This is a genomic window from Crystallibacter permensis, from assembly GCF_025960875.1.
Classification (GTDB): Bacteria; Actinomycetota; Actinomycetes; order Actinomycetales; family Micrococcaceae; genus Crystallibacter; species Crystallibacter permensis.
This window is the reverse complement of sequence record NZ_JAODLR010000010.1, coordinates 1-12,687: the sequence shown is the minus strand read 5'-3', so window position 1 is coordinate 12,687 and position 12,687 is coordinate 1. Positions and strand designations below refer to the sequence as shown.

Sequence of the window (12,687 nt, the reverse complement as noted above, 5' to 3'; positions counted from 1 at the left end):
TCAGAAAAACGTAACTTCGGACTAACTGCCGTCCGCGATGAAGCGGTGCCTGCGAAACTTAACCTTCTACCGTCCGTTGTACGACACGGTAAACGGTACTGCGGGCGACCTTGAACAGTTCGGCGATCTCGGTGGTGGTGTGGTTTCCTCCCTTGTATAGGGAGACGAGGTGGGCTTCCTGGCTCTTGGAGAGTTTGGGTTGTTTGCCGCGGAGCCGGCCTTTGGCTTTGGCGACCTGCATGCCTTCGCGGGTTCGGGCGCGGATGAGGTCGGATTCGAATTCGGCGACCATGGCCAGGACGTTGAAGAGCAGCCGTCCGACGGGGTCGGTGGGGTCGTGTACGGATCCGCCGATGCTTAGCTTCACTTTTTTCTTGGTCAGTTCTTCGACGATGTCGCGGGCATCGGGCAGGGAACGGGCGAGCCGGTCGAGTTTGGTGATGACCAGGGTGTCGCCGTCGCGGACGGCGGCGAGGGCTTCGCGCAGGCCGGGCCGGTCCCTGTTCCTGCCTGTCAATCCGTGATCGACGTAGATCTTGTCTTCGGGGACTCCGAGAGCGGCGAGTCCGTTCCGTTGCGCGGTCAGGTCCTGTTCGTTTGTTGAAACTCGGCGTAACCGACGACGTGTGCTGGCATGGACTCAACTGTAGCGGTTGAGCGGCCAATGAGGGACAGCTTTGCGGGCGGGGTATACGCGAATCGAAGAAGTCAGCAACTGTATAGGATTTTTGGCGGCGGGGGAGTGGCCATCGAGTGTCGCGGTGGAGGACCCTCTTGCGAGATCCGTCCCGGGACCCTGCGCGGCTGCGGCACCGCTCGCGGCGCGTGCCATCCTTGAAGGTATGGCACGAACCTGGTTGTCTCTGACGGTGGAACTGCTCGGCGGTCGTGGCGAGGAGCTGTGGCCGTGGCCGGGGCGTATCTTCGCGGTTGGACCGTCGCACACATTCATGGATCTTGCGAACGCCATCAACGATGCCTTCGCCCGCTGGGACCGCTCGCATCTCTCAGTGTTCACCCTGGCTGACGGCCGGGTAATCACCGACGAAGAGACGGGAGCCGAGATGGCCGGATCGATCGGCGGGCCGATCATCGTACCGATCGACCTCGCCGTTGCCAAGGTTGCCCGGACGCTGGAGCCGGGGGCTGAGTTTCAGTTCACGTTCGATCTCGGTGACTCCTGGATGCACCGGTGCGTAGTCGGAGAGATGAAGGTCGACCCGTTGGAGGTTTTGGGTATCCGTCCTGATGGCCCGCTGCCGTACTGGGGCTGGGGCAGCATCCCGGACCAGTACGGGCGCGGATGGGCTGCCGACGACGGTGAGAGCCGGGCGCCGAGGAAACCGAGCAGGCCGCACCCGATGCAATTTCACTCATGGCCCGGACGGGTACAGGTGCCGGGGCCCGACTTGTCCGAACTGCGTGCAGCCATCGCGGCAGCAGATGCCGCCCGCTTCCTCGCGGCCGTGACGGGACGCGACATCGATGACGCTCTGCAGCAGGTGGGGGCCGGCATGCCGATGGCGCTGGAGCACCGACGACGGGAGGCCGAACCGGTGGCACTGTCGGTCATCAACCGGCTGACTTGGCGCGGCGGGCCTGGGGACCGGCTGCTGGCCGAGGACCTGCTCGCCGGTCTGCGCGGCGAGCCGCTGACCGGCCGGGTGGTGCGGGTAGACCTGGACATGCTCAGCACCGTGCTGGAAGGGGATCCCGACCTGTCGGCCGGCGGCTACCTCGATCTGCGCACCGGGCAGGTGTACGACGCCAGCGCTACTGACCCGATGATGGTCGGAGATGACGCCGCCATCGACGTGGAGCAGGAGCCGGAGCGCTGGCTCCGGCTCCATCACACCGGTTCACGGGACGGCTGGCGGGACATGGCGGCCTTCGCCGAGCGGCAGCACGATGCGGCCCTCCGGGAGCGGTTGGAGCGGGCGATCGAGGGCAACGGTGCCTTCAGCCGGTTCCGCGACCTCGTCCACAACGGGAACCTTGGCGAACAGTGGTACGCCTTCTCCACCGACCGCCGGATAGGCCGCTCCCGCGAGTTCCTCGCCGACAACGGCATACGCGTGGGCTGATGCCCCGGGCATCAATGTGGAGCAGATCAGCAGGGTGATCATGAGGTCGAGCGCGGTCACAGGGGCCGCCCGGTTCAGGTTCAGCTTACGGGACGGTCATCGTCCCTCGCTCAGCTCTGAAATCGGTTCGAAAGCTGTTTCCGAACGGACTATGAACCAGAAGTTTTGCAAACAATTGACGAGACGCGGAGACTGGCCAGATCTGGTCCGGTTCCCAAATCGGAGAGCAGCGGGGCGTGGGCGTTTCATTTCCAAGGAACTGGAGCAGCGGCACTGCACCGCAGTCATTATCCGGCTGCCCGGTCAAGGGCGTTCTTTGCCTTTTGGATAGCCTCGCGCGTATCCCGTGAGGCCTGGGCCTGCTCCCTCGTCGGGCCGGTTCCTTCCCTCCAGTCCGAGCGCAACCAGTCTTCGGCGTCACCAAGCAGTGCGAAGGCGTGGCGTCTCATGTCTTCCAAGGTTGGTAGCTGGCTCATCGATTTTCCTTCAGTCGGCAATGTCGTTACTTGACGGCTGATTTCCAGATTGGCGGGCACGACCAAGAAGGTCCGCAAATACCCACAACGTGCTCTGGTCCATCGCCCGCGCAGCCCAGTCCACAATTCGCTGGTCGTATTCGCCGAGGGGTAGGCCGTCAAGGGCTTCACGCCAGCGGGCATTCGCGGCGGCGACGCTGTCCCCGCCGTGCCGAGCCGCTGCAGCCCTTATTTCCTGGGTTGGTTCTGAATCATACGGTCCCGCAACCAGTTCATTCATGCCCGAATCCTCCCATCCCGCAGTGACAATTCGGAAGGCTGCGTGCAGTCGGCTCCAGACTTTATCGCTGCTGCCTTTTGGCCAGGGAAGCGGATCGTCCGCTGGCGCGGCCGGCTGTGAAGGACCAAGCCCGTTGTCACAGTGCTCCGCCGTGCCCGGCCCTGGTTTTGTCTGCGACGTTTTTTTGCTGCTGTCCTTCGGATTCTACGTGCCCGCTCCGCACCGTCAACCGGACTCCGTCCGGCTGCGGACCCGGGGATTTTCGTCCGGCGCTTCGCTTTTTTCCTCCCGAAATTCCCCGTTCCCTTGCCCCTGGCGGGGTTGAGCAGTGACTCCGACGGGCACAGCTCCGCAAGCTCCGCCAGCAGCCAAAAAACAACGGGGGAGAAGGGGAAGCTGGCCGGTCACCATCAGCCGCCCCGCCCGCCAATACTTCTGCAAAGGACGAAGATCATGAATGATGACCGCACAGCACGCGCCGCATTGACCCGCCTGTTCGAACCCGGCGACACCGTGGGCCTTGCCCTGGTCGCCAAGCACGGCGCCCCTGCTGCGTTGGGAATTGCGATCGGCGCGCGCCCGGCCTACCCGTTCGGGGACGTGACCGCGGAGGAGCTGGCCGCCGCCCTAGACCGGTGGGCGCCGCGCATCCGGGAGCTGGACGCTAACGCGGACCTTGCCGCCATCGAACGTCTCGGCGGCGGATTCCTGACCCCGGACGACCCACAGTGGCCCGCCGGCTTGAACGACCTCACGGCCCCGCCGCTCGGGCTTTGGTACCGGGGAAACATCACCGACGGGGTCCCCGTCCCGGCGCAGTGCGCCGCCGTGATCGGTTCCCGCGACAGCACCGCCTATGGGGCAGCCGTGGCAGGGGAAATGGCCCACGGGCTGGCCCAGCGGGGGATCTGTGTCATCGCCGGCCTCGGCTACGGAATCGACGCGCAAGGGCACCGCTCGGCACTGGCCGGACACCAAGGCACAGGCCCGTCTACCATCGCCGTTCTGGCCGGTGGGCTGGACCGCGACTATCCGGCGGGGAACGCCGACCTTGCCGCAGCCATCCGCGAGACGGGATTGACGCTCTCGGAACTGCCGCCGGGATCCGCGCCGACCCGGTACCGGTTCCTGATGCGTAACCGCCTCATCGCCGCACTCGCGGGCGTGACCGTCGTGGTGGAGGCGCGCTGGCGCTCCGGCGCCCTGAACACCGCACACCACGCAGAAAACCTGGGCCGCCGTGTTGGGGCTGTGCCGGGCAGCGTTCACAGTTCCAATTCGGCAGGCTGCCACCGGCTGCTGAAAGAGGGCAGCGCCGTGCTCGTCACCGGCGCGGCCGACGTCGCCGAACTGCTCGCCTAGCTGGAACCAGCGGTGGCCGGCTCGTTTCGGGCCGGTCACCGCGGGCGGCCCGCCGCAACAGGCCGCTTGTCCTGTTGGTTGCCGGCGGCGGACCGCCATCCCGCCCAGGTCAGCGACGCGGGAGCCGTGGGGTACGCGGCCCGCCTAGCCATCGCGGGAACCTGAGGTGAAAGCCGGGGTACTGGAGATGGGGCTCGCAAGCCTCGCCCGGGAATCGGATCGTCCGCTGGCGCGGCCGGCTGTTGAGGTCCGGGCCCGTTGTCGCAGCGCTCCACCGGACACGGACCAGTTGTGTCTACGACGTTTTTTTGCTGCTGTCCTTCGGATCGTACGTGCCCGCTCCGCACCGTCAACCGGACTCCGTCCGGCTGCGGACCCGGGGATTTTCGTCCGGCGCTTCGCTTTTTTCCTCCCGAAATTCCCCGTGCCCTTGCCCCTGGCGGGGTTGAGCAGTGACTCCGACGGGCACAGCTCCGCAAGCTTCGCCAGCAGGCAAAAAACAACGGGGGGAGAGGGGAAGCTGGCCGGTCACGCGACTGCCCCCGCCACCCGGAATCCTCAGCAAAGGACACGAAAACCCATGAACAACAAGATCAAAGCTGTTAGCGCCGCCGATATCCTCAGCTACGTTCCCCACACGCTCGGTTTCCAGCCGAAAGACTCGATTGTGCTGGTCACCCTGACCGGGCCGCTGCTCGGCGCGACGCTGCGGATGGACGCACCGACACCGGGCAGCGATGTGCGTTCGTTCGCGCAGACGTTGACCTCGTTTGTGTGCAAGGACGAGACGGCGGACGCCACCTTGTTCATCGTCTACAGTGACGAGAACACCCTGTCAGGCGCACGCCCCCACGCCGACCTGATCGACGCCCTGCGCGAAGAACTCGAGACGGCGGGCATGCCGATCCGTGACGGCTGGATCGTCACCACGGGCGGGTGGGCGAATTACCGGTGCGAGCCCGGCTGTGAGGTCCCGGACTGCACCGGCTGGCAGGACACGTCCCTGATTGAGAACAGTATCGTGAGCGCGGAAATGATCTACCGCGGATCCAACCCCGGCACCACCGAGCACGCCCCGGCACCGGAGTTCAGCAGCTCCACCAGCAACGCGGACACCATCGACCTCCTCACCGGGAATTACATGGTGGCCGATCCGGTCGACTTCACGACCGAGCCCATGCTCGCCGCCCGCCACGCCTTCGATGCCGCGATCGGCAACGGCGGCGAACCCGACGAGCCGGAAGCGCTCGAGCTTTGCGCAGCGTTCCAAATCAAGCCGGTGCGGGACCGGCTGATGGCCGACATCATCGACACCAGCGATGACGAAACCGTGTTCGGGAAAGTCGTGATCGGCCTCGCCGAGACGGCGCCGGACTGGGGGAGGGTCGATACAGCGGAGCGGTTGCTGGTGCACCTGCTGCGGTTCGCCCCCGGCGTGTACCGGGCGCCGCTGTTGACCGGGTTGGGTTGGATCAACTGGTACAAGGGCAAAGGCACCCCGGCAGGCCTGTACACGGACAAGGCCCTCGCCGCGGATCCCGGTTACCGTTTGGCGGAACTGCTGCGCAAGTTCTACAACATGGGCATCCTGCCCCGCCCGGCCCTGAACAAGGAAACCGCCTACAAGCACTAACCACATCAGGGAGGCCCGCCCGCACGGGCGGGCCTCACCCGGTTTCGGAAATGGTCGGCCGGCTGCCTCCGCCGCTGCGCTCCCCCGGCAGCCGGCCGACACGCTGGCGCGGGCGCAGCCCCTAACAACCGACAGGGAAACCAGAGTGCCAGACTGGAGGGAAAACCACTCCGAAAGGCCTCATCCATGGGATCCGATTACCGGCGGCCCGTCGCCGACGTCTACTACTGCCAGGACAGCAGGGCGGACAGTATCGCAGAAGAGCAGCTGGAAGCATTTACCCTTCACGGTTCCGGAATTCCCGGCCCGGTCGATGCCGTGTGGGTCGACCGGCAGGACCTTCCCTGACCCGTACCCCAGAAGAACACGGTGCCACCCAAGGAGAGCCTGCGTAGTGCCAGGGTGGCTGGGTAGAGTTCTGCAGGGAAGACCACCGGCCCGGGCAGCCGTGGCACCGATGCAGCACCACAATTTTCCTTTTGCTGAGGGAAACGAAGGGAAGGGCCGGCACCAGGTGCAGGCCCTTCCCTTCCTCTTTAACCGCCATCAAGACCAGACATTCGCAGGCGCACATGGATACAAGATGCAGCTGAATCAGGCAACCAGGGCGAGCCGCCCCGGGACCTCGACCAGGAAGTAACGGCCGAACCGAATACTAGGAGCGCATGATGTTCATCCTGATCTTCCTCGCCGTCTTCGCAGCTGTCGCCCTGGGCGGGTGGGTGATCTTCGCGCTGACGCACCCGATAACCGCCGGCCGGGGACTCTTGATCTTCCTGTGCAAGGCCGCCGGCGTTATCGCCCTCATCTCAGCTGTAGGGACCTGGCTCGGCCAAGGCCTACTCCACGCGCTGCCCGGACTGCTGTTTACCGCGGGCTTCTTCTTCGCGGCCAACAGGCTGGAACGCCGCTGGCCCAGATGGTGAACCCATCATGAGCGTGTCACCGGATGAGGCCCGGTTCTGGCCCAAGATCATCAAAGGACGCCGGGAGAATGACTGCTGGCTCTGGACCGGAGCCGTCGGCGATGACGGCTACGGCCGCTACTGGATCAAGACAGCCAGCGCGCAGCAGGCCCTCCGCCCGCAACGCTTCGCCTACCTGCTGCTCACCGGCGAGCATCTGCCGGCCGACATCAAGCTCCTGCACACCTGCGACATCCCCCTGTGCGTCCGCGCCACCGGCGGGAAGGACAGCCACCTGTACCCGGGAACCCAGGCAGATAACCTTCGTGACCGCTCACAAAAAAGACGCCACGCCAACGCCCATACCTGGCGGTGGCGCGGCACCGGCCGTACCAACTTCGCCGCACAGTCGCGGCAGCTCCGCGACGCTCTCAAAGAGCACGGCTGGGACGAATCAGTGATCCGACCCCTCATGTCCGGCCACGACCCCAACGCTCCTACGCTCTTCTAAACCATCGGCCCCGGTGTCCCCGCTACCGGTGTCGGGTTTGGCCTTCTTTGACGCGGCCACGTCGATGCTGCGCACGTAGGACACGCTGACGTCCAGGAGTTCGGCGATCCCTTTGCGGGTTTCCCCGGTAGCGAGCATCTTGAGCACCGTTTCCTTCGCATCCTCGACGGCCGCCTCGGCGTTCTGCTTCGCGGCGGCGATCAGCTCCGCGGCCTGACGCTCGGCTTCCTCCACCGTGGCCGCGGCCATCATCGTCGCCGCATGGTAATCGGTGGCCAGCGACTGAAGCTCCGCCTCACGCTCGCGCCGCTTCGCGGCCAACTCTTCGGTCTTACGGCGTGCCTGAACCATCATCGAATTACGTGCCTTGCCAGCCATCACGGCCCCCTACTGTGTGCTCGGGTTATACGTTCCTCCGCCCTATTCTGACAGAACCCCCGCAGGACACCCGGCCTAACGGTTACAACTCGGCCGCGTGTTGTCCCGGGCAGCCGCGCGGTGCCGGCGTTGACGCCCGCTCAGCGTCACCGCCGGGCAATAGCCGCTGGCGTACCGGCCGGCGGCGTCAGGCCCGGTGCGGGGCGCTGGCTGGGGTTACACACACTGTGCTCTGGACGGACCAGGAACCCCCTCTTTGTGGTCGAGCTGTGCATAGCCCTTGGATGCGGGTATCAACAATCGAAGCTGGCGCTTCTCATATGGATACCCGCATCCAACCGATGGACAGAATCCGATGTTTTTCGAACCGATACTCGCACGCTCGCATCACACTCAAAACGCTGAATCCAGTCACACCTCTTGCATTTCGAATAAACGAGGCCGATTCCGTTAGAGTCGGGTCATGATGTCGCTGCACGTTCTCAGTGCTGGCACCGGCTACCTGTACTACACGCAGGAGACCGCCAGCGGTGATGAACTGCGCGCCGGGGACCGGGAACTGGGCGACTACTACACCATGGCCGGGCTCCCGCCCGGGCAGTGGCTCGGCCAAGGCGCGGCCGCACTCGGCGTCTCCGGCAACGTCACGGAAGCGCAGATGGCGAACCTGTTCGGCAAGGGCCGGCACCCGGAATTCGAAGCCATCCTCCAGGCCAAGTCCGCTTCCGGCATGAGCGCGAAAGCCGCCCAGCGGGCCGCGGAGAAGGAAGCCAAACTCGGCCGCAGATACTACGAATACGCGCCCAAGGACAACACCCTCGCCCAAGCCATCAGCGTCCGCGAAAGCGACTTCGAACGCATGCAAGGGCGCAAGCCGAACGCCGCGGAACGCCACCGCATCCGGGCCACCGCCGGCGCGGTCATGTTCCGCGAAGACCACAGACGGCCACCGGCGACCAAGGAAGAACTGGGAAGGTTCATCACCGCCCAACTGCGGCCACAGCAGAACGCCGTCGCCGGATACGACCTGACCTTCACCCCGGTCAAAAGCATCTCCGTGCTCTGGGCGCTCGGCGATGCCGACACCCGCAAACTCGTGGAGGACGCCCAGCAGGCCGCGCTGAACGACTCGATCGAGTACCTGGAAACCCACGCCCTGGCCACCCGCCTGGGCACCAACGGCATCGCCCAAACCGCCGTCAAGGGCGGCCTCACGGCGACCGCGTTCCGGCACCATGACTCCCGCCTGGGCGACCCCAACCTGCACACCCACGTCGTCGTCTCGAACAAGGTCCAGGACCTCCAGGGCAACTGGAAGAGCATCGACGGCAAGCTCCTGCACCGCTCCGCCGTGGCCGTCTCGGAGCACTACAACGCCCGGATCCAGGCCTACCTGGAAGAACACGGCGTCCGGTTCGAAGCCCGCACCGTGAACGGGTCCAAACAGCCCGTAATGGAAGTCGCCTCAGTCCCCAGGGAACTTGTCTCTTTGTTCTCCAAGCGCAGCGAGGGCATCCGCACCAGCCTGACCGAACTGCGCCGCGCCTACGAGGAACAGCACGGGCACAGCCCCGACCGTACGGCCCTGATCAAACTCGCCCAGGCCGCGACACTGGACACCCGCCCGGATAAGGAAGCACCCAAAACCCTCGCCGAACAGGCGGTGATGTGGCGGCACGAAGCCGGCACCCTCTACACCGAGGACGACCTCGCCCGCATCACCGGCACCCGCGCCAACACCATCCGGCCCATAGCCACCGGGATCGACCTTGACGCCGCAGCCCGCCGGATCATCGACGCCGTCTCGGACAAACGCTCCACCTGGACTGTCCAGAACGTCATGGCCGAAGCCAACCGCTGGGCCAAGGAATACGCCGCCGACCACGGCCCGGTCCCGGCCGGAACCGTCGCCGCCGTTGTCTCCTACAGCCTGGGTTCCGCGTCGGTGCGCATCACTCCGGACCAGGTCCACGGACGCTTCGAAGCGCTCACCCGCAACGCCGGCACCGCCGACTTCAACCACCGCACCGACGCCCGCTACACCTCCACGAAAATCCTCGAAGACGAGAACCTGCTGCTGCGCGCCGGACACACAAACGTCATCCCCGCCGCGTCGATGCAGGACTTCGACACCGCCGTGGCCGCCTACAACCAGGCCGTCGCCACGGGGGAAAAATCCCACCCGCTGGACACCGGGCAGATCGACCTCGCCCGCGAATTCGCGACCTCATCAAAACTGCTCAGCGTCGGCATCGGCGCGGCCGGCACCGGCAAATCCACTTCCATGGGGTTGGTCCGCGCCGCGATCACCCACGCCGGCGGCCGGGTCATCGGACTCGCCCCCTCAGCCGTCGCCGCCGCCAACCTCGGCGGGCAGCTCGGCGTGGCGGCAGCGACCACGGACAAATTCCTCCACGCCAACCGCCACCCGGACCAGGACCCCAACCAGGACCCGGACCGAGCAGCGGCGGCAGGTCCGTTCACGGTCACTCCAGGCACGGTCGTGATCGTCGATGAAGCCGGGATGCAGGGCACCGGCAAACTCGCCGACGTCGCCCGGGTAGTCGAGGCCGGAGGCGGGCTCGTCCGCCTCATCGGCGATGACCGGCAGCTCTCAGCCGTCCAGGCAGGAGGCGCCCTGCGCCTGCTGATCAACGAAATCGGCGCCACCGAACTGGAAACCATCCACCGGTTCAACAGCCCATACGAGGCAGCAGCGTCCCTGCTGCTGCGCACCCCCACGGCCCACGAAGCGGACCCGTTCGCCTGGTACAAGAACAACGGCCGCATCCAGGCCGGGACCATCGACATTGTTGAAGGACTGGCCTTCGGACGGTGGCAGGCCCGCCTGAACCAGGGCGACGCCGCGGTGATGATGGCCCCGACCAATGAAAGCTCCCAGCGCCTGTCCGAACGCGCGCAGGCCTACCGCATCCAGACCGGCGAAGTCGCCGGGGCAGGGACCTGCGTGCAGCTGCGCGACGGTTCCCGGGCCTGGGTCGGGGACCACATTGTGACCCGCTCAAACGACAACGGGCTGAAGGTTAAGCGCGGCCGGGATGTCGTGAAGAACGGCGACCTGTGGACCGTCCAGCAGGCCCACGAAGACGGTTCCCTGTCCGTGAGCCACCTGGACCACGGAGGGAGAGTTCGTCTCCCTCCGAAGTACGTTTCCGGCCACGTTCACCTTGGCTACGCCCTGACCACCCACCGGGCGCAGGGCATGACCCGTGACGCCGGCATCCCGATCCTCGACGCGGCAACGTCACGGGAAAACGCCTACGTTGCCGCAACGCGCGGGCGGGACGAGAACGTTCTGTTCGTCGCCGTTGAGGAAGGCCAGGACCGCGACACTGTTCTTGCCGTCATCGCCGGGAACCACAGCCAGGATTCCTCCGCGCACGAAACCCTGGCCACCGAATACGACCGGATCAACTCCCCGCTGACCCTGGCCGACCAGTACCGCTACGTCAACGACGAAGCGAACACTATCCGCATGGCGGCCATGGCACGGGACGTCCTGGGACCGGACGCGGAAACGTTCATCACCGCCGAATCATGGGGAGCAGTGGCGACCCACCTGGCCGGCGCCGAGCACGGCGGCTGGGACCCGGCCGGGCTGCTGCGCACCGCGGCAGGACAACGGGACTTCGACAGCGCCGAGGACCAGTCCGCCGTGCTCGCGTGGCGGCTGGAAAAGATCATGGAGAAAGCACCCGAACTCCTCGCCCAGGCAGGAGAACGCCCGCTCCAGCAACTCACCGACGACCAGCTGGCCAAGCTCCGCACCGATGCGGAAGCCGCCGCCCGCACCGCACGGGAAGCCGCCGCAGCCGACGGCCCCAAACCGGCAGACCACTGGGCGAACCGCCGCCACGGCAACCTCACCGACGCCGAGCTGGAACGCAGGATCTTCACCACCCGGTTCAGCGCGCGGGAACAATCCTCCATCAACGACGCCGCCGCCGCCCGGCAGGCACATCAACAGCTCCGCGCCCTCCAGGACGAGCACCGGATCCGCACCCAGCAGCTCAAAGACGGACAGCGGACGGCCGAAGCAGCAGAGCGCGGCAGCCGCACCCAGCACGGTGCCGGTGATCCCGTGGCCGCCGCCGTCAACCAGCGGGCGCTCGGGCAGGAAGCCATCGCCGCACGCGCCCGTGCCGAAGAACGCCTCCGCGCCCTCACCCCGCGCCCTGACACCGCCACTGATGTGCCGGACCGGCTGCCGGAATGGCTGGCCCCCTCACGGGCAGCAGCAAGCACGTACCTGCCCGGGCCGTGGCGGGAAGAACTCGCCGCACGGCGTCAGGTCCTCGCGGCACGGTTCGAGGAACGTGGGCACCTGCTGGCCGCCGAACCACCGGAATGGGCACAGAAACTCGGGCCGGTGCCGGCACGCCCCGACGCCGCCAGGCAGTGGCGCGACACCGCAGCAACCCTGGAGATGTTCCGCGCCCGCTACAACATCCCCGAAACCCAGGCCACACCCGTGCCCGAGCGGTTCAGAAACGACGACATCGGCCGCCAGCTCCACGAGCAGGCCGTGACCGTCAGCAAACGCTCCCGCGCCCTCACCGACCACGCCACCGACCAGGACCGGACGCTGGACGCCATCAACGCCGTGGAACGCACCAAGAACACCCACGCCCCGCAGGCCCCCGCGCAACAGGCATCCGACACCGACCGCAAGACTCACGGCCAAGAGCCAACAGCCATCACCCCGGCGCAAACGGAAAAGCCGCGCCTGATGACCAGGATGGAGAAAATGGTCGCCGAACAGCAGGCTAAGAAAACCGCGGAGCAGAAACCGGCAGAGCAGAAGGCCCCGGAAACCGACGCCCAACGGCAGGCCAGGCTTGCCGCAGAACGCGCCGTGCGCGAACAACAGCGGGCAACAGACGAGCTACGCGGTCCGGGACTCGGCCTGTAGCACTATCGAAATCCCTATGAAGAGCCCACAGGTTACGTCCCGTGGAATGGTGTAATTCTCCGCAGTTGCGCGTTGCTCCGGCAACGTAGTGAGCCATCGTGCGATGGTCAGTGAGTACAGATCAA

At 66.1% G+C, this 12,687-nt stretch carries 10 protein-coding genes and 1 pseudogene; 7 read left to right on the top strand and 4 right to left on the bottom strand.

Translation table 11 applies throughout. From position 1 onward, the window contains the following. Nucleotides 1–58: 58 nt before the first annotated feature. A pseudogene (locus tag B0G38_RS12670) lies at nt 59–636 on the bottom strand (recombinase family protein). 206 nt (nt 637–842) lie between these two features. Here B0G38_RS12670 and B0G38_RS12665 point away from each other — a divergent pair. Further along, a complete protein-coding gene (locus B0G38_RS12665) occupies nt 843–2,084 on the top strand; it encodes a UPF0158 family protein (protein ID WP_264669795.1) in 1,242 nt (413 codons plus the stop codon). A 287-nt stretch (nt 2,085–2,371) separates the two neighbouring features. Here B0G38_RS12665 and B0G38_RS12660 read toward each other — a convergent pair whose 3' ends face one another. After that, nucleotides 2,372–2,560 carry a hypothetical protein gene (locus B0G38_RS12660; RefSeq protein WP_264669794.1) on the bottom strand — a complete coding sequence of 63 codons (189 nt, stop codon included), beginning with the start codon at nt 2,558–2,560 and terminating at the stop codon, nt 2,372–2,374. Between the two features lie 10 nt (nt 2,561–2,570). Continuing rightward, the gene (locus B0G38_RS12655) at nt 2,571–2,840 is read right to left on the bottom strand and encodes a hypothetical protein (protein WP_264669793.1); all 270 of its coding nucleotides are present in this window, start codon (nt 2,838–2,840) and stop codon (nt 2,571–2,573) included. 453 nt (nt 2,841–3,293) lie between these two features. On the opposite strand from B0G38_RS12655, the gene dprA reads away from it, so the two are divergent. The 5 genes from dprA (at nt 3,294) to B0G38_RS12630 (ending at nt 7,251) form a co-directional block, all read left to right on the top strand. Next, nucleotides 3,294–4,202, top strand: a complete 909-nt coding sequence (dprA, locus tag B0G38_RS12650; protein ID WP_264669792.1) for a DNA-processing protein DprA — start codon at nt 3,294–3,296, stop codon at nt 4,200–4,202. 580 nt (nt 4,203–4,782) lie between these two features. After that, on the top strand, nt 4,783–5,835 hold the full coding sequence (locus B0G38_RS12645; RefSeq protein ID WP_264669791.1) for a DUF4192 domain-containing protein: 1,053 nt from the start codon (nt 4,783–4,785) through the stop codon (nt 5,833–5,835). 186 nt (nt 5,836–6,021) lie between these two features. Beyond that, nucleotides 6,022–6,183 (top strand): hypothetical protein, encoded by a 162-nt coding sequence (locus B0G38_RS12640; RefSeq protein WP_264669790.1) that lies wholly within the window; start codon nt 6,022–6,024, stop codon nt 6,181–6,183. A 317-nt stretch (nt 6,184–6,500) separates the two neighbouring features. Further along, nucleotides 6,501–6,761, top strand: coding sequence for a chemotaxis protein (locus tag B0G38_RS12635; RefSeq protein WP_264669789.1), 261 nt, complete (start codon nt 6,501–6,503; stop codon nt 6,759–6,761). Between the two features lie 7 nt (nt 6,762–6,768). After that, on the top strand, nt 6,769–7,251 hold the full coding sequence (locus tag B0G38_RS12630; protein ID WP_264669788.1) for a hypothetical protein: 483 nt from the start codon (nt 6,769–6,771) through the stop codon (nt 7,249–7,251). Here B0G38_RS12630 and B0G38_RS12625 read toward each other — a convergent pair. After that, complete coding sequence (locus tag B0G38_RS12625) at nt 7,195–7,605, bottom strand: hypothetical protein (RefSeq protein ID WP_264669787.1); 411 nt, start codon at nt 7,603–7,605, stop codon at nt 7,195–7,197. The genes B0G38_RS12630 and B0G38_RS12625 overlap by 57 nt on opposite strands. 487 nt (nt 7,606–8,092) lie before the next feature. Between B0G38_RS12625 and mobF the strand changes: the two genes are divergently transcribed. Further along, the gene (gene mobF / locus B0G38_RS12620; RefSeq protein ID WP_264669786.1) at nt 8,093–12,562 is read left to right on the top strand and encodes a MobF family relaxase; all 4,470 of its coding nucleotides are present in this window, start codon (nt 8,093–8,095) and stop codon (nt 12,560–12,562) included. Nucleotides 12,563–12,687 lie beyond the last annotated feature (125 nt).

Bases quoted from the DNA above. Each gene is read 5' to 3' on its own strand.
- B0G38_RS12630 (WP_264669788.1), top strand. From the start codon at position 6,769: ATGAGCGTGTCACCGGATGAGGCCCGGTTCTGGCCCAAGATCATCAAA.
- B0G38_RS12635 (WP_264669789.1), top strand. From the start codon at position 6,501: ATGATGTTCATCCTGATCTTCCTCGCCGTCTTCGCAGCTGTCGCCCTG.
- B0G38_RS12645 (WP_264669791.1), top strand. From the start codon at position 4,783: ATGAACAACAAGATCAAAGCTGTTAGCGCCGCCGATATCCTCAGCTAC.
- mobF (WP_264669786.1), top strand. From the start codon at position 8,093: ATGATGTCGCTGCACGTTCTCAGTGCTGGCACCGGCTACCTGTACTAC.
- B0G38_RS12655 (WP_264669793.1), bottom strand. From the start codon at position 2,840: ATGAATGAACTGGTTGCGGGACCGTATGATTCAGAACCAACCCAGGAA.
- B0G38_RS12640 (WP_264669790.1), top strand. From the start codon at position 6,022: ATGGGATCCGATTACCGGCGGCCCGTCGCCGACGTCTACTACTGCCAG.
- dprA (WP_264669792.1), top strand. From the start codon at position 3,294: ATGAATGATGACCGCACAGCACGCGCCGCATTGACCCGCCTGTTCGAA.
- B0G38_RS12660 (WP_264669794.1), bottom strand. From the start codon at position 2,560: ATGAGCCAGCTACCAACCTTGGAAGACATGAGACGCCACGCCTTCGCA.
- B0G38_RS12625 (WP_264669787.1), bottom strand. From the start codon at position 7,605: ATGATGGTTCAGGCACGCCGTAAGACCGAAGAGTTGGCCGCGAAGCGG.
- B0G38_RS12665 (WP_264669795.1), top strand. From the start codon at position 843: ATGGCACGAACCTGGTTGTCTCTGACGGTGGAACTGCTCGGCGGTCGT.